This window comes from Kitasatospora sp. NPDC056184, assembly GCF_042268405.1.
Taxonomy (GTDB): Bacteria; Actinomycetota; Actinomycetes; order Streptomycetales; family Streptomycetaceae; genus Kitasatospora.
In genome coordinates this window covers 434,587-456,143 of record NZ_JBHJUI010000003.1, presented here as the reverse complement: position 1 = coordinate 456,143, position 21,557 = coordinate 434,587, and the positions used below count along the sequence as shown (strand labels likewise).

General features: G+C 72.5%; 12 protein-coding genes and 1 pseudogene. 7 read left to right on the top strand and 6 right to left on the bottom strand.

The genetic code is table 11. The features are described from left to right. Positions 1-2 precede the first annotated feature (2 nt). A complete protein-coding gene (locus ACFC0B_RS09715) occupies positions 3-1,190 on the bottom strand; it encodes an AAA family ATPase (RefSeq protein WP_376084288.1) in 1,188 nt (395 codons plus the stop codon). A gap of 427 nt (positions 1,191-1,617) precedes the next feature. Between ACFC0B_RS09715 and ACFC0B_RS09710 the strand changes: the two are divergent. Both ACFC0B_RS09710 and ACFC0B_RS09705 read left to right on the top strand, forming a co-directional pair. Continuing rightward, positions 1,618-1,704, top strand: a pseudogene (locus ACFC0B_RS09710) (glutamine synthetase); the annotation flags it as partial. A 175-nt stretch (positions 1,705-1,879) separates the two neighbouring features. Beyond that, on the top strand, positions 1,880-3,094 hold the full coding sequence (locus ACFC0B_RS09705; protein ID WP_376084286.1) for a hypothetical protein: 1,215 nt from the start codon (positions 1,880-1,882) through the stop codon (positions 3,092-3,094). Here ACFC0B_RS09705 and ACFC0B_RS09700 read toward each other — a convergent pair. Next, positions 3,061-4,206, bottom strand: a complete 1,146-nt coding sequence (locus ACFC0B_RS09700; RefSeq protein ID WP_376084284.1) for an acyltransferase family protein — start codon at positions 4,204-4,206, stop codon at positions 3,061-3,063. The two genes, ACFC0B_RS09705 and ACFC0B_RS09700, sit on opposite strands and share 34 nt — an antisense overlap. A gap of 170 nt (positions 4,207-4,376) precedes the next feature. Here ACFC0B_RS09700 and ACFC0B_RS09695 point away from each other — a divergent pair, with 170 nt between their 5' ends. Beyond that, positions 4,377-7,409: a bifunctional [glutamine synthetase] adenylyltransferase/[glutamine synthetase]-adenylyl-L-tyrosine phosphorylase gene (locus ACFC0B_RS09695; RefSeq protein WP_376084282.1), complete on the top strand. Its 3,033-nt coding sequence runs from the start codon at positions 4,377-4,379 to the stop codon at positions 7,407-7,409. 112 nt (positions 7,410-7,521) lie between these two features. Here ACFC0B_RS09695 and ACFC0B_RS09690 read toward each other — a convergent pair whose 3' ends face one another. Next, positions 7,522-8,433 (bottom strand): phosphatase PAP2 family protein, encoded by a 912-nt coding sequence (locus tag ACFC0B_RS09690; RefSeq protein ID WP_376084280.1) that lies wholly within the window; start codon positions 8,431-8,433, stop codon positions 7,522-7,524. Between the two features lie 331 nt (positions 8,434-8,764). On the opposite strand from ACFC0B_RS09690, the gene pulA reads away from it, so the two are divergent. The 3 genes from pulA (at position 8,765) to ACFC0B_RS09675 (ending at position 17,506) form a co-directional block, all read left to right on the top strand. After that, on the top strand, positions 8,765-14,269 hold the full coding sequence (pulA, locus tag ACFC0B_RS09685) for a pullulanase-type alpha-1,6-glucosidase (protein WP_376084278.1): 5,505 nt from the start codon (positions 8,765-8,767) through the stop codon (positions 14,267-14,269). Positions 14,270-14,850: 581 nt separating this feature from the next. Beyond that, positions 14,851-17,187 carry a M4 family metallopeptidase gene (locus ACFC0B_RS09680; RefSeq protein WP_376084276.1) on the top strand — a complete coding sequence of 779 codons (2,337 nt, stop codon included), beginning with the start codon at positions 14,851-14,853 and terminating at the stop codon, positions 17,185-17,187. 160 nt (positions 17,188-17,347) lie between these two features. Then, positions 17,348-17,506, top strand: coding sequence for a hypothetical protein (locus ACFC0B_RS09675; RefSeq protein ID WP_376084274.1), 159 nt, complete (start codon positions 17,348-17,350; stop codon positions 17,504-17,506). Positions 17,507-17,530: 24 nt separating this feature from the next. Here the strand turns inward: ACFC0B_RS09675 and ACFC0B_RS09670 are convergent, their stop codons facing one another. After that, the gene (locus ACFC0B_RS09670) at positions 17,531-18,274 is read right to left on the bottom strand and encodes an SDR family oxidoreductase (RefSeq protein WP_376084272.1); all 744 of its coding nucleotides are present in this window, start codon (positions 18,272-18,274) and stop codon (positions 17,531-17,533) included. Positions 18,275-18,807: 533 nt separating this feature from the next. On the opposite strand from ACFC0B_RS09670, the gene ACFC0B_RS09665 reads away from it, so the two are divergent. Beyond that, positions 18,808-19,938: an alpha/beta hydrolase gene (locus ACFC0B_RS09665; protein WP_376084270.1), complete on the top strand. Its 1,131-nt coding sequence runs from the start codon at positions 18,808-18,810 to the stop codon at positions 19,936-19,938. Between the two features lie 30 nt (positions 19,939-19,968). On the opposite strand, the gene ACFC0B_RS09660 is transcribed toward ACFC0B_RS09665, so the two are convergent. Together ACFC0B_RS09660 and ACFC0B_RS09655 are read right to left on the bottom strand one after the other, a co-directional pair. Further along, the gene (locus ACFC0B_RS09660; protein ID WP_376084268.1) at positions 19,969-20,841 is read right to left on the bottom strand and encodes a hypothetical protein; all 873 of its coding nucleotides are present in this window, start codon (positions 20,839-20,841) and stop codon (positions 19,969-19,971) included. Between the two features lie 36 nt (positions 20,842-20,877). Beyond that, on the bottom strand, positions 20,878-21,411 hold the full coding sequence (locus ACFC0B_RS09655; RefSeq protein ID WP_376084266.1) for a sigma-70 family RNA polymerase sigma factor: 534 nt from the start codon (positions 21,409-21,411) through the stop codon (positions 20,878-20,880). Positions 21,412-21,557: the final 146 nt, after the last annotated feature.

Sequence of the window (21,557 nt, the reverse complement as noted above, 5' to 3'; positions counted from 1 at the left end):
GCCTACCCCACAAAGAAGCTGAGTTGGCCAGCTTCGACAGGGGCTGTCAAGCCTCGTAGGACATCACCCAATGGTACGCCAGCATCCCTGAGCGCCTGGAGATCCGGACGATCGATCAGCGGAACGACTGAGGTTCCTTCTGATTCCGGCAGTAGCGCAAGAACTTCGTCACTCGCCACGCCCGGGTCATTGAGAATTTCTGGCGAGTGTGAGCTGATGAGAATCTGACGACCTGACTTTCGCTGTACGCGAGAGAACATCTGAGGAATGTAGCTTACTACCTCGGGGTGCAGTGAAAGTTCTGGTTCCTCAAGCAGCAGTGGGCCGCTCGATTCAGAGACGGCCCACAGCAGCCCTAGGAGGCGAAGCGTTCCGTCGGAGAAATGGTCTTCTGTCTGCCAGGCTCCATTGGGTCGCCAGTGTTGATATTTCCCGCGCAGGTGCGGAACGCCACGAATATCGGCTTGAAGCTCCAATTCCTTCAGTTGCGGGACTGCGACCTTCAGTGCATCAACAATTCTTCGAAGGCGAGCATCGCGCGTCTTCTTTGGGGTGCGAGCGATCTGTTCCAAAAAGTCGCCACCATAGGGATCATTACGCTTCCCGACGGATCTATCGGGCTCCCGTACCAATTGTGGGACGATGTGCATATATCGGAGGCTTGCGAGAAAGTCCGCTACTGGCCTGAACTCGCGATTAACGTTTACCTGCTCCAGGTGCGTCTGCCGAAGGCGCTCAGAGTCAATCTCGTCGCCAGCGTCGGGGCGATTCAGGATCTCCTTTCCTCGGTACTCGACCCGCTCAGATTCGATCACGGGCCGCCTCTGGTTATCTTGCTTGAATGTCAACTCATAGAGCCATTCATTCGGAATGCTGTCATTGCCGAGTGTGACTCGAATTGATACTGATGGGTAGCGACGGGCGGCGAATGATCTAATCATGCTGACGCCGCCACGCTTGGCAATCGCCGCTTCGAATCCGCCGCCGACTGACACGATGTCATGAAGGAATCGGAAGCAGTCTAGGAAATTCGACTTCCCTGCCGCATTGGGTCCGACGAGAAATACGCGCTGCTGGAGCTCCACGGTGAAACGTGTGTAGTTTCTCCAGTTTCCAACTTGTAGGCTCGTGAATCGCAGCGAGCGACGATCCAGTGGCTCGACCGGATCTTCCTTGGATTCATCATTCATCGAATTCTCCGCTGTCCTGGCCGGATCTACCTGCGGCCGCGGTTCGAAGCCTAGTGCAGCCGGCCCGGTGATGTCGGTGATCGCCCCAGACTGCGTTAACCACCGCTGAGGAAGCGCGGGCCCCGACCGTTGCAGTACGCTCTTCGGCCTGCTGTCAGGAGGGTGCCGCCCGTGCCACAGGCGTGCCAGACCAGGCGGTACGTGGCGGTGAGTCGTGGGCGCTGGCGAGCTGATGGGTGGCAGCGGGCCGGTCGGGTGGGGCGCAGGTCATCGCGAGCAGGCGGACGCTGCTCTTACAAAGAAGGTGTGCGCCTGGGCCGCCTGTGGGCCGTCCGGGGCTGGTCGGCGGTGGCCAATGGCGCTCGCCAGTGGCCGCTCCGCAGGCGATGATCAGAGACTGAGTGACTCTGGGTGGGGTGGGCATCAGTTCCTCAGGAACAAGAAGCAGGAGTGGGAGGAGTACCGCTCCGAGGTCACGCCGTTCGAGCTGCGGAAGAACCTCCAGGTGCTGTAGCGCCACCGGGGTTGGCGAGTCGTCAAGAGCGCCCGGGCCCGCCGTCGTCCCAATGGATGACGGCGGGCCCGCCGTTTGGGTTGGCGCGCTCACTGATGGCTGTATGTGTGGGGATTGTGACGTTGCGTTGTGATCCGATAAGTGAGATCGATCCCCCTCCCCCTGAGAGGACCTCATGCCCTCCTCCACCGTCAGCCGCGCCGTCACCGCCCGCCTGCTCGCCCGCCGGATCGGGATCACGGGTGTGGCCGCCGTCGCCATCGCGGGACAGTTGCTCTCCGCCCCGCTCGCGGACGCCCGGGGCTCGGGCCCCAAGGGGCCGCTGCAGCGCAACGCCGCCACCCTCGCCGAGAACCAGCTGGAGTTCACCACCCGCTTCGAGGGCGACTTCCACGGGTCCATCACCCGGATCAGCAACTCCCTGATGACCTGCGACGAGACCCAGCCGCCGGTCGACCCGGCGCAGCCGCCGTGCGTGGACGCCCGGACGGGCCAGGGCAGCCGGCCGATCAACAACAACTACCAGATGAAGTACATCAACATCGACCCGGGCAGCGTCGGCCCGCTCGGCGACGAGATCTACTCGGCCAGCTCGGCGGATCTCGGGCTGCTCGAGGGCTCCAAGGTCAAGTACGCCCGGCTGTACTGGGGCGGCACCCGGGGCATCGGCGACACCGTGCTGCCGGAGAGCCAGATCGACGAGATCTACCTGAAGGTCCCGGGCGAGAGCCAGTACCGGAACATCGCGAACGACCAGCCGTCCATCGGCTACATCACCACCAGCGAGGAGAGCAGCTACCAGGCCTCCGCCGACATCACCGACCTCGTCAAGAGCGCCGGCAACGGCACCTACACCGCGGCCAACATGGACTCGGTGGTGAAGCCGCACAGCTGGGGCGGCTGGTCGATCGTCGTCGCCTACGAGAACGACTGCAAGCCGCTGCGCCACGTGCACCTGTGGGACGGCTTCCGGGTGGAACTGCCGGACAGCCCGCCGCGCGAGTTCGACCTCACCGGGCTGCAGACCCCGGCCACCGGGCCGGTCGCGGGCAAGCTGGGCTTCATCGTCTACGACGGCGACCTGAAGTGGACCGGGGACACCCTGGCGATGAAGTCCACCAACGGGCCCGAGGCGATCTTCTCGGACCCGAACCACGCGTCCAACGACGCGTTCAACTCCACCATCGAGGAGCTGACCCCGGCCGACCAGTTCGTCCGCAACCCGTACAACCGCAACAACTTCGGGTACGACTCCAACCGCTGGGACATCTCGCCGTACCTGCGCAACGGTGACACCGACATCATGATCAAGTTCGACACCGACAAGGACGGCTACGACCTCGGCGTCTTCTACGCCTACGTCAACCTCGACGGCTCGCTGGAGGGCTGATCCCGCCTCGCCGACGAACGCCGCTGCCGCACCACCCGCACCCGGGGGTGCGGCGGCGGCGTTCCGCGCAGCAGCCGCTCGCAGGGGCGCTCGACCCACCGGTGGAGCGCGCCCGCCGCGGCCAGGGTCGTGGCACCGAGCAGCAGGTCGACGGTGAGCAGCGCCGGCGTCCCGGACGGCCGCCCGACCGTCCACAGCCAGCAGCGGATGCCGATCTCGTGCACCAGGTACCAGGCGTAGGACCACTCGCCGAGGCGCACCGCCGTCCGCCCCGCCAGCAGCCGCGGCCCGCCGCCCGGCCCGAGGTCGCGCCGGGCCGCGGCGGCCAGCAGGGCGGCGAACAGCGGCGCCGGGACGAGCTGGGCGGCGCTGTACGGGCCCCACCACAGGGTGTCGGGCACGGCGGTGTGCCAGGGCACCAGTAGCGCGTGCCAGCCGGCCACCGCCGCCGCGGCCGCCCCCAGCGGCACCCGGGGCAGCAGCCCGTGCCGGACCGCCAGGCCGGTGGCCACCCCGAGCACGAACTGCGGGGTGCGGGTGAGCGGCAGGTAGTCCAGCAGCCAGCCGCGCAGCGCCGGGTCGGCCGGCAGCAGCGCGCCCGCCGCCCAGAGCACCGGTCCCAGCGCGGCGCACCCGGCCGCCAGCGGCAGCCAGCTCCGGCGGCGCGGTGCCAGGACCCGCAGCAGCAGCGGAAACAGCAGGTAGAACCAGGCCTCGGCGCCCAGCGACCAGGACGCCGGATTGCCGCCGAGGACCGTTCCGGGCGCCCAGGTGTGCAGCAGCGGCAGCGAGCAGAGCGCGGCCACCGGGAGGACGGCCCGGCCGATCGCGGCGTCCGCGCCCAGGGAGAGCGCGGTGGCCAGCGCGTGCAGCGGCCAGATCCGGGCGAACCGGCGGCGGAGGAAGGACCGGGCGGGGGCGGGCGAGGCCTCGTACGTCCAGGCGAGGACGAAGCCGGAGAGGACGAAGAAGAAGGTGACGCCGGAGCGGCCGTACCAGGTGAGCGGTCCGAGCACCGGCAGCTCGCCGAGCTTGCGCGACAGGTGGTAGAGCACCACCAGCAGCGCGGCCCAGAAGCGCAGCCCGGTGAGCGAGGGCAGACGGCTGGGCATCGGGCGCTCCGGGTCGCGAGGGGGCGGGCGGGGGCTGGGCGGGGGCTGGGAGGGGCGGGAGGGTGGGGCGGAGAGGGGACGACGCCGGGTGAACGAGTGCGGCGGGCGCGGGGTCACGGACCGGACGCGCAACAGCGCGTAGCCTGCTGGGGCGGACCGACGGAGGGGCGATGGCGGTGGAGGAACAGCGGGCCGGCAGCCGGGTGAGCCGGCCGGAGATCAGGTTGGTGCGGCGCGGGTTCACCGATCCGGCGCGGGCGCTGCGGCTGCTGGCCGAACCGGCGCTGGAGGGCCTGGCCGTCGACCCGCTGCTGCTGGACGCGCTCGCCGCCACCGCCGACCCCGACCTCGCGCTGCTCGGCCTGTCCCGGCTGCTGGAGGCCGCCGACCCGGTCGACCGGCAGACCCTGCGGGACACCCTCACCACCTCCAAGCCGCTGCGCGACCGGCTGCTCGGCGTGCTCGGCGCGTCCACCGCGCTCGCCGACCACCTGGCCCGGCACCCGCACGACTGGCACGTCCTGGTCACCTTCGAGCTGCGCGACATGCACCCCGGCCCGGAGGACTTCCGCCGCGCGCTCGCCGAGGCCGTCGCCGCCGCGGCCGCCGACCCGGACGGCCGCCCGGCCGACGCGCTGCGCGTCGCCTACCGCCGCTGCCTGCTGGCCGTCGCCGCCCGCGACCTCACCGGCACCACCGACCTCGCCCAGACCGCCGCCGAACTCGCCGACCTCGCCGGCGCCACCCTGCAGACCGCCCTGGACCTCGCCGCGGCCCAGGACCCGGACGCCGCCGCGGCCTGCCGGCTCGCCGTCATCGGCATGGGCAAGTGCGGCGGGCGCGAACTCAACTACGTCTCCGACGTGGACGTCATCTACGTGGCCGAGCCGCGCGAGGGCGTCGACGAGCAGGAGGCGGTGCGGGCCGCCACCCGGCTGGCCGCCGCGCTCACCCGGCTGTGCGCCGACACCACCGGCGAGGGCACCATCTGGCCGGTCGACGCCAATCTGCGCCCCGAGGGCCGCAACGGCCCGCTGGTCCGCACCCTGGCCAGCCACCTGGCGTACTACCAGCGCTGGGCCAAGACCTGGGAGTTCCAGGCGCTGCTCAAGGCCCGCCCGGTGGCCGGTGACCAGGAGCTCGGCGAGGCGTACACCGCCGCGCTGGCGCCGATGGTCTGGCAGGCCGCCGCCCGGGAGAACTTCGTCGCGGACGTGCAGCAGATGCGCCGCCGGGTGATCGACTCGATCCCCGCCACCGAGCTGGACCGCCAGCTCAAGCTGGGCCCCGGCGGGCTGCGCGACGTCGAGTTCTCCGTCCAACTGCTCCAGCTGGTGCACGGCCGCACCGACGAGGCGCTGCGCAGCGGCAACACCCTGGAGGCGCTGGCCGCGCTCTCCCGCGGCGGCTACGTGGGCCGCGCCGACGCCGCCTCGCTGGACACCGCCTACCGGTTCCTGCGCTCGCTGGAGCACCGGATCCAGCTGCACCGGCTGCGCCGCACCCACCTGATGCCCACCGGCGAGGAGGACCTGCGCCGGCTCGCCCGCTCGCTCGCCCCGCTGATCAACGACGACACCCGGGCCGACCCGGTCGCCGCCCTCCAGCGGGAGTGGAAGCGGCACGCGGTCGAGGTGCGCCGGCTGCACGAGAAGCTGTTCTACCGGCCGCTGCTGGACGCCGTCGCCGAACTGCCGCCCGGCGCGGCCGGCCTGCGTCCGGACGCCGCCCGGGCCCGGCTGGAGGCGCTCGGCTACGCCGACCCGGCCGCCGCGCTGCGCCACCTGACCGCGCTCGCCTCCGGGGTCAGCCGCAAGGCGGCCATCCAGCGGACCCTGCTGCCGGTGCTGCTCGGCTGGTTCGCCGACTCCGCCGATCCGGACGCCGGGCTGCTCAACTTCCGCCAGGTCTCCGACGCGCTCGGCCGCACCCCCTGGTACCTGCGGCTGCTGCGGGACGAGAGCGCCGCCGCCGAGCAGCTGGCGCGGGTGCTGTCGGCCGGCCGGCTCGCCCCCGACCTGCTGCTGCGCGCGCCCGAGGCGGTCGCGGTGCTCGGCGATCCGCAGGGCCTGGTGCCGCGCGGGCGGGCCGCCGTGGAGCGGGAGGTGCTGGCCGCCGTCGGCCGGGCCGACTCGACCGCCGCCGCGGTGGCCGCCGTCCGGGCGGTGCGCCGCCGCGAGCTGTTCCGCACCTCGGCCGCCGATGTGCTCGGGCGGCTCGGCGAGGACCCGGCCGAGGCGCTGGACACGGCCGGCGAGGCGCTCACCGCGCTCAACGCCGCCACCCTCCAGGGTGCGCTGCGGGCCTGCGTGGCCGGCTGGGAGGACCGCAACGGCGCGCTGCCGACCAGGATCGCGGTGATCGCGATGGGCCGGTTCGGCGGGCACGAGCTGGGCTACGGCTCGGACGCGGACGTGCTCTTCGTCCACGAGCCGCTGCTCGGCTCGCTGGAGGAGGAAGCCGCCCGGGCGGCCCGGGCGGTCTGCCTCGAACTGCGCGCCCTGCTGGCCGCGCCGTCCACCGAGCCGCCGCTGGAGGTGGACGCCGACCTGCGGCCGGAGGGGCGCAACGGCCCGCTGGTGCGCTCGCTCGCCTCGTACGCGGCGTACTACCGGCGCTGGTCGCACGCCTGGGAGAGCCAGGCGCTGCTGCGGGCCGAGCCGGTGGCGGGGGACCCGGAGCTGGGGGAGCGGTTCCGGCAGCTGATCGACCCGCTGCGCTACCCGGGCGCCGGGGTGCCCGAGCGCGACCTGCTGGAGATCCGCCGGATCAAGGCGCGGATCGAGGCCGAACGGCTGCCGCGCGGCGCCGACCCGACCACCCACACCAAGATCGGCCGGGGCGGGCTGGCGGACGTCGAGTGGACCGTCCAACTGCTCCAGCTCCAGTACGGCCACGGGCTGCCGGGGCTGCGCACCACCCGGACCAGGGCGGCGCTGGCGGCGGCGGCCGCGGCCGGGCTGGTCGGGGCGGAGGACGCCGAGGTGCTGGACGGGGCCTGGGTGCTGGCCTCCCGGGTGCGCTCGGCGGTGATGCTGGTGCGCGGCCGGGCGGGCGACTCCTTCCCGGCGGACGCCAGGGAGCTGGCGGGGGTGGCCCGCTACCTGGGGTACGGGGCCGGGCACAGCGGCGAGCTGGTGGACGACTACCGGCGCACCACCCGGCGGGCCCGGTCGGTGGTGGAGCGGCTGTTCTACGGGTAGCGGGTTCTACGGGTCACGGGTTCCGCGGGTCACGGGTTCCACGGGTCGCGGGCAACGGAAGAGGGGCCCCGGTGGTCCGGGGCCCCTCTTCCGCTGTCCGTGCGGGCGCGGGCTAGCGCCGTGCGCTGCTCACCGCGGGTTCGCTCCACTGCTCGGGGACGACGACCGGCTCGTCCGGCCGCTCCTCCCGGGCGGGCACCTGCGGGAGCCGGTAGACCCAGGAGTGGTAGAGCCAGCGGGCGGCGAGGAAGCCCACCGCCAGGCAGAGCAGGCCGCCGACGGCGTCCATCCAGAAGTGGTTGGCCGTCGCGACGATCACCACCAGGGTGGCCACCGGGTAGAGCAGGCCGAGCACCCGCACCCAGGTCCGGCGGGCCAGGAAGAAGATGGTCAGACCGCACCACGTCGACCAGCCGATGTGCATCGAGGGCATCGCGGCGAACTGGTTGGAGACGTGGGTGGCCGGGCCGGAGGCCATCGAGCCCCAGGTGCCGTGGGTCTTCACGGTGTCGATGAAGCCGCCGTCGGTCATCAGCCGGGGCGGCGCCAGCGGGAAGAAGTAGAAGCCGACCAGGGCGATCGCGGTGGTGACGAACAGCACCGTGCGCACCGCGCCGTAGCGGCCCGGGTGCCACCGGTAGAGCCAGACCAGGACGCCGATGGTCACGACGAAGTGCAGCGTCGCGTAGTAGTAGTTCATCCCGGTGATCAACCAGCCGACGCCGTCGACCGCGTGGTTGACCGAGCGCTCGACGGCGATGCCGAGCGAGTGTTCGAGGTCCCAGATCCAGCCGGCGTGCTTCTGCGCGACCGACTCCTGCTCGGGGACGGCGTTACGCACCAGTGAGTAGATCCAGTAGCTGAGGCCGATCAGCGCCAGCTCGAACCAGATCCGCGGCCGCGCCGGCGAACGGCGCTGCTCGCGGACGCGGGCGCGCAGGGCGGCGGTACGGGTCTGGGCGGCGCGGGTGGCTCCGTCGGGCATGCGGCCGCCGTTCTCCTGGATCTCGGTCGGTTCCCCCATGGACGAGAAGTCTGCCAGACGTCCCGTAGCCGTCCGCTCATCCTCCGGAAGTGGATTCTTCACCGGCTGTCCCCCTTGAGAGGTAGGGGGTGGCTCCCACCGGGGGAGGGGGTGCGATCGGGTCTGGTGCGGACCGGTGGGACGGGCATACGTCCCATTGTCATGCCGGGAGGGCCGGGTGACGCAATCGGGGGTGGGCAAGCAGCAGGGAACGGGACACCGCCCCGATCGAAACCCTTTCTGCATCTTGCTGAAACATATTGCAGGCCGCTAGCGTCTCGGCAGCCTCTCGGCAACCCGACCACCCTCACCCCCCGCAAGGGAGCCCTCCGTGGCCGAACTCCCGCCCCGCCCGAGGCGGAGCACCCCTCGCAGGCCCGGCCGCACGGCGGTGCTGCTCGCCGCCTCGCTGACCGCCGCCACCCTCGGCACCGCCGGCCCGGCCGCGCTCGCCGCCGCCCCGCCCGGTCCGCCCTCCGACTCCGCGCTCGCCGCCACCGCCGGGCGCCACGACCTCACCCGCGAGCAGTTCTACTTCGTCCTGCCGGACCGCTTCGCCAACGGCGACCGGGGCAACGACACCGGCGGCATCGGCGGGACCCGCCTGGAGCACGGCCTCGACCCGGCCGACAAGGGCTTCTACCACGGCGGCGACCTCGCCGGGCTGATTCAGCGGCTCGACTACATCCAGGACCTCGGCACCACCGCGATCTGGATGGCGCCGATCTTCGCCAACAAACCGGTCCAGGGCACCGGCGACAATGCGAGCGCCGGCTACCACGGCTACTGGATCACCGACTTCACCCGGGTCGACCCGCACTTCGGCACCAACGAGCAGTTGAAGGAGCTGATCACCAAGGCCCACGCGCGCGGCATCAAGGTCTTCTTCGACGTCATCACCAACCACACCGCCGACGTCATCGACTACCGGCAGCAGCAGTACGGGTACCGCAGCACCGGCGCCTACCCGGTGCTGGACGCCGACGGCAACCCGGTCGACGAGACCGCGCTCGCCGACAGCGGAAGCGCCTGGCCGAAACTCACCGGGGACTCCTTCCCCTACAGCCCGGTCTTCCGCAAGCCGGCCGACGCCACCGCCAAGACCCCGGCCTGGCTCAACGACCCCGCGCTCTACCACAACCGGGGCGACTCCACCTTCGCCGGCGAGTCCGCCACCGAGGGCGACTTCTCCGGCCTCGACGACCTCGACACCCAGAACCCCAAGGTGGTCAAGGGCTTCGAGAAGGTCTACCGGCAGTGGGTCGAGGACGCCGGCGTGGACGGCTTCCGGATCGACACCGTCAAGCACGTCAACCTGGCCTTCTGGCAGCAGTGGGCGCCCGCGCTCAAGGACTTCGCCGCCAAGCGGGGCAACAAGAGGTTCTTCATGTTCGGCGAGGTCTACTCCGGCGACCCGGCCGTCACCGCGCCGTACGTCACCAAGGGGAAGCTGCAGGCCACCCTCGACTTCCCGTTCCAGAACGCCGCCCGCACCTACGCCTCCCGGGGCGGCTCGGCGCGCACCCTCGCCGAGCTCTACGCCCAGGACCACCGCTACACCACCGCCGGCACCGACGCCTACGAGCTGCCGACCTTCCTCGGCAACCACGACATGGGCCGGTTCGGCTCCTTCCTGCTCGCCGACAACCCGGGCGCCGACGAGGCCGCCCTGCTGAAGAAGGACCGGCTCGGCAACGAGCTGATGTTCCTCACCCGCGGCCAGCCCGTCGTCTACTACGGCGACGAACAGGGCTTCACCGGCGCCGGCGGCGACAAGGACGCCCGGCAGGACCTCTTCGCCTCGCAGACCCCCTCCTACAACACCGACCGGGTGCTCGGCGGCGCCTCCGGCTCCGCCGACCGCTACGGCCGGGACGGCGCGCCCTACCGGGACATCGCGGCGCTGGCGAAGCTGCGCCGGGACCACCCGGCGCTCGCCGACGGCGCCCAGATCGAGCGGTACGCCGCCGACGGCCCGGGCGTCTACGCCTTCTCCCGGATCGACGCGGCCCAGCAGATCGAGTACCTGGTCGCGGTCAACAACGCCACCGAGGCGAAGACCGTCACCCTGGACACCTTCTCGGCCGGCCAGGGCTTCGACCGGATCTACCCGACCGCGGGGGAGCGGACCACCAGCGGCGCCGACCGCAGGGCCACCGTCACCGTGCCCGCGCTCTCCTCCGTGGTGCTCAAGGCCGCCGGGAAGGCCGCGCCCGCCACCGCCGCGCCCGCGATCACCCTCCGCGCGCCCGCCGAGGGCTCCACCGGCACCGTGACCGTCGGCGCCGACGTGTCCGGCGGCGGCTTCGGCCGGGTCACCTTCGCCGCCCAGGTCGGCGACCGGCCCTGGCAGGTGCTCGGCACCTCCGACACCGGGCGCTACGCCGCCACCCAGGACCTCGCGGGCGTCGCCCCCGGCACGCCCGTCCGCTACAAGGCCGTCGTCGAGGACGCCGACGGGCGGCTGCGCTCGGCCACCGGCGGCTTCACCACCGGCACGCCGGCGCCCGCGCCGGTGCCCACCGCCACCACCCGCCCGTACGCGGTCGTCCACTACCAGCGCAAGGACGGCGACTACGACGGCTGGAACCTCTACGCCTGGGGCGACCTCGCCGACGGCGAGAGCACCCCGTGGCCGGCCGGGCACCCCTTCACGGGCCGGGACGCCTACGGCGCCTTCGCCTACGTCAAGCTCAAGCCGGGCGCCTCGGACGTCGGCTTCGTCGTCGAGAAGAACGGCGTCAAGGACGTCGAGGCCGACCGGCACGTGGACGTCGGATCCACCGGCGAGATCTGGGTCGCCGAGGGCGACCCCGCCGTCCGCACCGCCAACCCCGGCCCGGTGAACACCCAGCCCGCCGGCACCGCCGTCCTCCACTACAACCGGGCCGACGGCGACTACGACGGCTGGGGCCTGCACACCTGGACCGGCGCCGCCGCCCCCACCGACTGGGGCAACCCGCTGCAGCCGGTCCGCCGCGACGCCTTCGGCGCCGTCTTCGAGGTCCCGCTCGCGACCGGCGCGACCGGCCTGAGCTACATCCTGCACAAGGGCAACGACAAGGACCTGCCCGACGACCAGTCCCTCGACCTGGCCGCGAACGGCCGCGAGGTCTGGATCCTCGGCGGCCGCGCCGGCTACCTGCTGCCGCAGACCGCCGCCGCCTCCTCCCAGCTGGACCCCGGCACGGCCAAGGCGCAGTGGATCGACGCCCGCACCGTCGTCGTCCCGCCGGGCTACGGCGCCGGCGACGCCGCCCTGGCGAGCGGCACCAGCGCCCAGCTCCTCTTCGACCCGGCCGGCGGCATCCGCGTCGAGAACGGCGCGCTCAGCAAGCCCGGCCGGTGGATCCGGCTGGAGCCGGCGCCGGGCGGGCTGACCGACGCCCAGAAGGCGAGGTACCCGCACCTGGCCGGCTACCGCGCCTTCACCGTCGACGCCCGCGACACCGCCCGGGTGCCCGCCGCGCTGCGCGGCCAGCTGCTCTTCACCGAGCACCTGCCCAGCGGCGCCGTCCTGGCCGCCACCGGCGTCCAACTGCCCGGCGTGCTCGACGACCTGTACGCCCGCCGCACCGGCCGGGTCGACTTCGGCCCCGCCCACTACCGCGGCAAGGTCGCGCTGTCGCTCTGGGCGCCGACCGCCCAGGAGGTCTCCGTCCAGGTCTTCGACACCGCCGCCGGCGGCACCCCGAGGACCCTGCCGCTCAAGCGCGACGACGAGACCGGCGTCTGGGAGGTGGTCCGCGACCGGGCGGAGCTGGACGGGAAGTACTACCTGTACCAGGTGAAGGTCTGGGCGCCGTCCGTCCAGCAGCTGGTGGTCAACACCGTCACCGACCCCTACTCCGTCGCGCTCTCCACCGACTCCCGGCGCAGCCTGGTCGCCGACCTCGCCGACGGGCGGCTCAAGCCCCCGGGCTGGGAGGACCACACCGTCCCGCCGGCCGTCCCGCTCGGCCGGGAGCAGATCCAGGAGCTGCACGTCCGCGACTTCTCGGTGGCCGACGACACCGTGCCCGCCGCCGAGCGCGGCACCTACCTGGCCTTCACCGAGTCCGAGGCGGCCGGGACGAAACACCTGCGCGAGCTCGCGCAGGCCGGTGTCACCACCGTCCACCTGCTGCCGACCTTCGACATCGCGACGATCCGGGAGAACCGGGCCGAGCAGAAGCTGCCGGCCTGCGACCTCGCCGCGCTCGCCGCCGACAGCGAGAAGCAGCAGGAGTGCGTGGCCGCCGTCGCCGCCGAGGACGCCTACAACTGGGGCTACGACCCGCTGCACTACACCGTGCCGGAGGGCTCCTACGCCACCGACCCCGAAGGGACCGCGCGCACCGTGCAGTTCCGGCGGATGGTGCAGGCGATCCACGCGGCGGGCCTGCGGGTGGTGCTGGACGTCGTCTACAACCACACCGCCGCGTCCGGCCAGGACGGACACTCGGTGCTGGACCGGGTCGTCCCCGGCTACTACCAGCGGCTGGACGCCAACGGCAAGGTGACCACGGACAGCTGCTGCGCCGACACCGCGCCCGAGCACGCCATGATGAACCGCCTGGTGGTCGACTCGGTCACCACCTGGGCCCGGGAGTACAAGGTGGACGGCTTCCGCTTCGACCTCATGGGCCTGGACCCGAAGTCCACCATGCTGGACGTGCAGGCCGCGCTGCGCCGGATGACCCCGGCCTCGGACGGCGTGGACGGGAAGAACATCCTGCTCTACGGCGAGGGCTGGAACTTCGGCACGGTCGCGGACAACGCCCGGTTCGAGCAGGCCACCCAGGCGAACATGGCCGGCACCGGCATCGCCACCTTCGACGACCGGCTCCGGGACGCCGCCCGCGGCGGCAACTTCCAGCTCTCCTCGGCGCCGCGGCAGGGCTTCGCCTCGGGCCTGTTCACCGACCCGAACGGCTCGCCCGACAACGGCACGCCGCAGGAGCAGCGGGCCCGGCTGCTGCGGCAGATGGACCAGTTGAAGGTGGGGCTGACCGGCAACCTGGCCGGCTACTCCTTCACCGACAGCTCCGGACGGACCGTCACCGGCAAGGACGTCGACTACAACGGCGCCCCGACCGGCTACGCGGCCCGGCCCGGCGAGGCGGTCGCCTACGTGGACGCGCACGACAACACCGACCTGTTCGACGCGCTCGCGTACAAGCTGCCGGCCGGCACCGCGCCCGCCGACCGGGCCCGGATGCAGGCGCTGGCGCTGTCGCTGACCGCGCTCTCCCAGGGCTCCGGCTTCGCCCAGGCCGGCAGCGACCTGCTGCGCTCCAAGTCGCTGGACGCCAACTCCTACGACTCCGGCGACTGGTTCAACGCCATCCACTGGGACGCGGCGCAGGGCAACGGCTGGGGCCGGGGCCTGCCGCCGGCGGCGGACAACCGGGAGATGTGGCCCGCCGCCGCGGCCCTGCTGGCCGATCCGCGGCGGGCCGTCGGCGCCGCCGACATCCGGGCGGCGAGCGCGCAGTACCAGGACTTCCTGCGGATCAAGCGCTCCTCGCCGCTGTTCGCGCTGCCCACCCTGGCGGCCGTCCAGCAGCGGCTCTCCTACCCGCTGTCGGGCACGCCCGGCGAGCAGCCCGGGGTGATCACCCTCCACCTCGACGGCACCGGGCTGCCGGGCGCCGAGAAGGGCGTCACCGTGGTGTTCAACGCGACGCCGGGCGCGGCGAGCCAGACCGTGGCGTCGCTCGCCGGGACGTCCCAGGCGCTGCACCGGGTGCAGGCCCAGGGCGCCGACCCGGTGGTGAAGCGGGCCGGCTTCGACCCCGCGACCGGCACCTTCACCGTGCCGGGCCGCACCGTGGCGGTGTTCACGCAGAACTGACGGACGCTGACGCGGCGTCGTCGTCCGGGCCCCGTGCCGCCTCCGGCGGTTCGGGGCCCGGACCGTTCCGCGTTCCTTCCGGTTCCATTCAATGTATGGAGTTGTCCGAAAACCGCCCATGGCACGGCCGGAAAGGTGACGTGCCGTGCCCGTCCGGCGCTGTCCGCCGCCGTCCGGGCCGGGCGCGGGCCCTGAGCGCTGGTCAGTGCCCGCCGGGGGTGACCGAACCGTCTCGGTGGGAATGAAAACGATCTTCGGAAGTTCTTACCGCCGTAACACTGCCGCCGTCCTGGCGGATGTACGGGCCGGTAGCTAATCGGCCAATCCATGGCATGCATCTGTCATTAACGGCTCGTTTGCTGCCACGATTCCTCCGGCTGCAGACGAGGGGACCCCACCCCCCGGTGCAGCTGTCCGAGGTGAGGAACAGCGCGTCCCCTGCCGGAAAACCGCTCGACCACCTTGCTCCGCAACCGCACCCGCGCCGCGTATCGGCGGCGGGGGCCCCCACTGAGTCGCAACCCCGCGGCCAGGTTCTCTCCACCGCCGCGAACCCCGCGGAGGTCGGAAAAGGAGTCCGCATGTCCCGTTACGCCCACGCCCGGAAGGCAGCGGTTGTCATGGCCGCTACCACCGCGCTGCTGGTGACCGGTATCCCGGTCATCGCGCAGGCGGCCACCCCTGACGCGCCGGCGGCCGTTGCCGCGCAGCAGGCGAGCCGGGCCGAGCTGATCGCCTCCGCGAACCAGCAGACCGCCGGCATCGCCCAGACCCTGGGCCTGACCGGCGACGAGAAGCTGGTCACCAAGGACGTCGTCCAGGACGCCAACGGCGCCCGCCACCTGCGCTACGAGCGCACCTACGCCGGCCTGCCGGTGCTCGGCGGCGACCTGATCGTCCACCAGGACGCCACCGGCGCCACCACGGGCGTGACCAAGGCCAGCCAGGCCGTGCTGAGCGGCGTCACCACCACGCCGAAGCTCGCCGCGCCGAAGGCCCAGGAGGCCGCGCTGGCCGCCGAGGCCGGCTCCGCGCTCGACACCGCCCCGCGCCTGGTCGTCTGGGCCGCCGACGGCACCCCGAAGCTCGCCTGGGAGACCGTCGTCTCCGGCAAGGAGTCGGACGGCACCCCGAGCCGGCTGCACGTCGTCACCGACGCCGCCACCGGCGCCGTGCTCAGCAAGGTCGAGGGCATCAAGACCGGCACCGGCAACGGCGTCTTCGTCGGCACCGTGTCGCTGACCACCACCCAGAGCGGGTCCTCGTACCAGCTCAAGGACGGCACCCGCGGCGGCCAGTACACCACCGACATGGGCAACCGGACCACCGGCAACGGCACGCTGTTCTCGAAGTCCACCGACTCCTGGGGCAACGGCTCGGCGAGCAACCGCGAGTCCGCCGCCGTCGACGCCCAGTACGGCGCCGCCGCCACCTGGGACTTCTACAAGAACACCTTCGGCCGCAGCGGCATCCGCAACGACGGCGTCGGCGCCTTCAGCCGGGTCCACTACGACACCGGCTACGTCAACGCCTTCTGGGACGACGGCTGCTTCTGCATGACCTACGGCGACGGCTCGGGCGACACCCACCCGCTGACCGAGCTGGACGTGGCCGGCCACGAGATGAGCCACGGCGTCACCTCCGCCACCGCCAACCTCAACTACTCCGGCGAGTCCGGCGGCCTCAACGAGGCCACCTCGGACATCTTCGGCAACGCGGTCGAGTTCTACGCCAACCTGCCGAAGGACAACCCGGACTACCTGGTCGGCGAGCTCATCGACATCAACGGCAACGGCACGCCGCTGCGCTACATGGACAAGCCCTCCAAGGACGGCCGCTCGGCCGACTCCTGGTACTCGGGCGTCGGCAACCTGGACGTGCACTACTCGTCCGGCGTCGCCAACCACTTCTTCTACCTGCTGGCCGAGGGCAGCGGCGCCAAGGTGATCAACGGCGTCAGCTACAACAGCCCGACCGCCAACAACGTCACCGTCACCGGCATCGGCCGGGACAAGGCGCTGCAGATCTGGTACAAGGCGCTGACCTCGTACATGACCTCCACCACCAACTACGCCGCGGCGCGCACCGCGACGGAGAACGCCGCCAAGGACCTCTACGGCGCGGGCAGCCCCGAGGTGATCGCGGTCGGCACCGCCTGGGCGGGCGTCAACGTCGGCACCGTGCCCCCGAACCCGGGCGGCGTCACCGTCACCAACCCGGGCAACCAGAGCACCAAGGCCGGCACCGCCGTCAACCTGGCGATCAACGCGAGCGGCGGCACCGGCGCGCTGACCTACTCGGCCACCGGCCTGCCGGCCGGGCTGTCGATCAACGCCTCCACCGGCGCGATCACCGGCACCCCGACCACCATCGGCAGCTCCAGCGTCACGGTCACCGCCAAGGACTCGGCGGGCAAGACCGGGACCACCAGCTTCACCTGGGCGGTCACCGACCCCAACACCAGCTGCACGCCGGCGCAGCTGCTCGGCAACGCGGGCTTCGAGACCGGTACGGCCGCGCCGTGGACCGCCTCCAGCGGTGTGGTCGACAGCTCGTCCTCGCAGGCGCCGCACGGCGGGACGTGGAAGGCGTGGCTGAACGGCTACGGGTCGACCCACACCGACACGCTGTCGCAGACGGTGTCGATCCCGGCGGGCTGCAGGGCGACGCTGAGCTTCTACCTGCACATCGACACCGGCGAGTCCGGCTCGACGGTGTACGACAAGCTGTCGGTCCAGGTCAACGGCACCGCGCTGAAGACCTACTCGAACGTCGACGCGGCCGCCGGCTACCAGCTGCGGACCTTCGACCTGTCGGCCTACGCGGGCCAGACGGTGACCCTCAAGTTCACCGGCACCGAGGACGCCTCGCTGCAGACCAGCTTCGTGATCGACGACACCTCGATCGCCACGAGCTGACCCGGCGCCGGTGAGGCCGGCGACAACCGAGTGAGACAGGGACAGGGCCCGGCGGGTGCGACCGCCGGGCCCTGTGTCGTGCGCGGGGTCTTGACGGTCCATCGCCGCCGCCGACCTCGCCGCCATCAGGGCGAAGACGGCCGACCCCCGGGCCCACTGGGTGCAGGAGGTCGTCCACGGCGCCGGCGAGCCGGTCCGGCCCGCCGAGTACACCGGCGCCGGCGACGTCGACGGGTTCCGCTCCGGCACCTGGCTGAAGAGGACCGCCACCGTGCCGGCCTCGGGCAAGGTGACGCCGAACGACACCTGGCGCCCGTAGCCCGCTTCCCTGTCCGGCGCGGGATCAGCCGCGGCCGATGTAGGGCATGGCGCTCGCCATCACCGTCGCGAACTGCACGTTCGCCTCCAGCGGCAGCTCGGCCATGTGCCGCACCGTGCGGGCCACGTCGGCGACGTCCATCGTCGGCTCCGCCGCGACCCGCCCGTCCGCCTGCGGCACGCCGCCGCTCATCGCGGCCGTCATCTCGGTGGCGGCGTTGCCGATGTCGATCTGCCCGCAGGCGATCCGGTACGGGCGGCCGTCGAGGGAGAGGGACTTGGTCAGCCCGGTGACGGCGTGCTTGGTCGCCGTGTACGCGGCCGAGCGCGGCCGCGGGGCGTGCGCGGAGATCGACCCGTTGTTGATGATCCGCCCGCCCTGCGGCTGCTGCGCCCGCATCTGCCGGAACGCGGCCCGGGCGCAGAGGAAGGCACCGGTGAGGTTGAGGTCGACCACCGCCCGCCACGCGTCGACGTCCAACTCGTCCACGGTGGCCGCGGGGCCGAACGTCCCGGCGTTGTTGAACAGCAGGTCCACCCGCCCGAAGCGCTCGACGGCGGCCCCGAACAGCGCGTCCACGGCCGCCGGATCGGTGACATCGGTCGGCACCGCGGCTGCTCCGGTGCCGATCTGCGCGGCGGTCTCCCGCAACGCCTCCTCCCGCCGCCCTGCCAGCACCAGGCGCCACCCTCCGGCGGCGAGCTCGGTGGCCACCGCCCGCCCGATCCCGCTCCCGGCTCCGGTGACGACGGCGACGCGTTCCAGCATGGCGGGCTCCTCGGTTCGGCGCTGCGGACTCGGACGGACCGCTCGATCCGCTCGACCGTAACCGGTGCGGCCCAGAACGCCCCGGCCGATCACACGTCACTGCCGTGAGCGATCGGCTGGGGCGTCACCGGTTCCGGCGCCGCTCGGGGCGTTCGCGGGTGGGCGGGGGTGGTTCCGCACAGGCCGCCGCCGTGCGCGTGCGCGCTCGCTCGTTCGGGCGGTGCCGGGGGTGGTCCGGTGGACGGTTCCCGGCCGGACCCGCCGATCGGCGGGGGAGGGGCCCGCCGGTTGGGAGGGGCGGTCGGCGGGCTTTACCCGATCGGGAACAAACATTGGATCGGTGCTGGCCAACGCGCAACCGGGGCACGGCCGACCACGTCATAAGATCGCAGGACGGCGTGCCCCCGCGAGGGCGGCGCGCAGCCTCCCGGGGGTCCCGCACACAGTCGCGCCCCGGGCCTGTCCGGCCCCACCCGGGGGCCACCGCCCGGCTCCGTGGGAGCGGGCGCGACACCGGTCGGAGAGTCCTCACCGTGCAGCCGCAGTCCTCCCGTTTCCGCGCCGTGCTGACCGGCGCCACCGTCCTCACCCTGGCCGCCGCGCTGGCGGCCTGCGGCAGCGCGGACGGCGGGAACGCGGGGAAGTCGGGGGACGCGGCGAAGGGCGGCACGGCCTCGGCGGCGGCCGGCGGCTCCTCCTCGTCGTCCGCGCCCGGGTCCCCGGCGGCGGGTTCGAGCTCGTCCACGACCGCTCCGGCCACGACCGCTCCGGCCACGACCGCTCCGACGACGACTGCGCCGCCCGCGCCGTCCGCGCCGTCCGGCAAGGTGCTGATGCCCACCGGCCCGCAGGCCGCGTTCACCAAGGCCAGGGACACCGCCGCCGGGCAGATCACGATGACCACGCTGACCGGGCCCAAGTCCGGGGTCACCGGCAAGGTCTGGGTCTGGCTCCCGCCGGAGTACAACGACCCCAAGTACGCGAAGACCGGCTTCCCGGTGCTCACCCTGTACGCGGGCGGCCAGAGCGCCGGCTACAACACCTGGACCGACAACCAGCTGCCGATCCAGGAGGTCGACGCCGACCTCGCCAAGCAGGGCAAGGCGCACCCGTTCATCATGATCATGCCGGTGCAGAACCTGGACTCCAACGAGGCCAAGGCCCTGGAGTGCGCCGACATCCCCGGTCAGCCCAAGATGGGCACCTGGATGGCCGAGGACATCCCCGACTTCGTGCGCGCCAACTTCCGCACCGTGAAGGGCCGGGACGGCTGGGGCCTGATGGGCGCCTCCACCGGCGCGTTCTGCAGCGCCAAGCTGGCCCTCCAGCACCCGGACAAGTTCAAGGCCGCCGTCCCGATCGACGGCTACTTCAACCCCGACTCGCCGCTCTGGAAGGGCTACGACGGTGAGCGCCAGGCCAACAGCCCCGATCTGCTGGTCGCCCAGGGCAAGGCCGACGTGCGGATGCTGGCCACCGCCGGCGGCGCCAACGCGTACGAGATGAAGCTGGTCAAGGCCTGGGCCGCCAAGGCCGCGCCGCCGCTCACCGTCGAGTACTGGGAGCAGCCCGGCGGGAAGCACCTGACCAGTGACTTCAAGAAGATGATCCCGGACACCCTGCAGTGGCTCAGCAAGAACCTCGCGGGGCCGCAGAGCGACTGAGCCCGCAGGGGCCCGAACGGCGGGGCGGGCTCAGCGGACCGCCGAGTCCCGCCAGCCCTCGTCGACCGCCCGGACGAACCCGGGCGTCGCGGCCAGGTCCCGTACCGCCTCCAGCGGCAGGGTGGTGTAGATCCCGTTGACCGGGGCCGAGTCGAAGCTCAGCGTGAACTTCCGCCCCTGCGCGGTGACGAGCCGGATCCAGACCGACGTCGGCCGGTCGCGGTACATCGGGTGCAGGACCCACGCCAGCGCGCCGTCGGGGAGCGGCACCTCAAGGCAGTCGGTGCCGTAGGGGTCCGCCGTTTCGCCGTTCGGGAGGGTCCGGGCGGCGCAGGGCGACGTCCGCTCGTCGGGGGAGGCGGCGGGTCCGTCGAACTCCCGCATGAACCTGACCCGGCCGTCGTTCGCGCGGTGCATCGTGAACTCGCGGGAGCTCGCGCCCGCGTCGGTCCCGGTGACGCCCGGCAGCGGGTGGTCGCGCAGGAACCGCAGCAGGTCGGCGTGGCCCGCGGCGTTGAGCCGCCAGTCCTCGGCCACGAGGCTCCCGGAGGCCTGCGCGGTCAGGGAGGCCTGCGCGGTCGGGGTGCCCGAAGGGGGCGGGGTGTCCGACGCGCTCGGCGTACCGGGTGTGCCCGGTGTGCTCGGGGCGCCGCTCGCGGTCGGGGCCGCGGCCGGGGCGCCGGCTCCGGAGCGGCCGGTCACCGCGATCCCCGCGGTGGCGACCGCCGTCACCGCGACCGCCGCCGCCGTCACGGTCAGCAGGCGCCGCCGCAGCCGCAGCCGGGCGCCGGCCCGCCTCACCTGCGGGCCCACCGCCGGTACGGCGGGCTCCGGCTGCTCCAGCACCGTGCGGAACAGCGCGCCCACCTGCTCGGCGCCGAACTCCCGGTCCTCCTGGCCCATGGCCCTCCCTCTCCTCGTCAGCTCGCGGTGGTCGGGTCAGCCCGCGGCGATCTCGTGCACCGAGTCGCCGAGGATCGCCCGCAGTTGGGTCAGGCCGCGGTTGGTCGCGGACTTCACGGCGCCGGCGCTCTGCCGCAGCGCGGCCGCCGTCGACTCGATCGACTGGTCCTCCCAGAACCGCAGCACCAGCACCGCCCGGTAGGCCGGGCTGACCTGGGCCAGTGCCGCGAGCAGGGCCAGCCGCCGCTCCGGGTCGGGCTGCGCCCCGGCCGACCGCTCGCCGTTCCGGCCGTCCTCGACGAGCAAGGCCGGCTCCGGTGCGGTCAGCTCGTGCGAACCGCGCCGCCGCCGGGTGTCGATGTAGGCGCGGACCAGCGTCGTCCGGGCGTAGCCGTACGCAGCCTCCGGTTCGCGGAGCCGCGACCAGCGGGCGTAGAGCTTCACCAGCGTGGTCTGCACGAGATCCTCGGCGAGGTGCCAGTCGCCGCAGAGCAGGTACCCGGTGCGGCGCAGCGCGGCGTACCGGCCCGCGACGAACTCGTCGAACGTCCGCTCCTGATCCGGTGACATCCGGCGCCTCGCTGTTCCTCGTCGGCTCCCCGGTGCGGCGTGTGACGCACCCTCGTCCTGATACACGGGACGGGAGCGGCGGAATGTTGCGCCGCGTTCGCCGACGCGTCCGCCAGGACGGGGCGAACGGCCGCTGAGCTGCACGT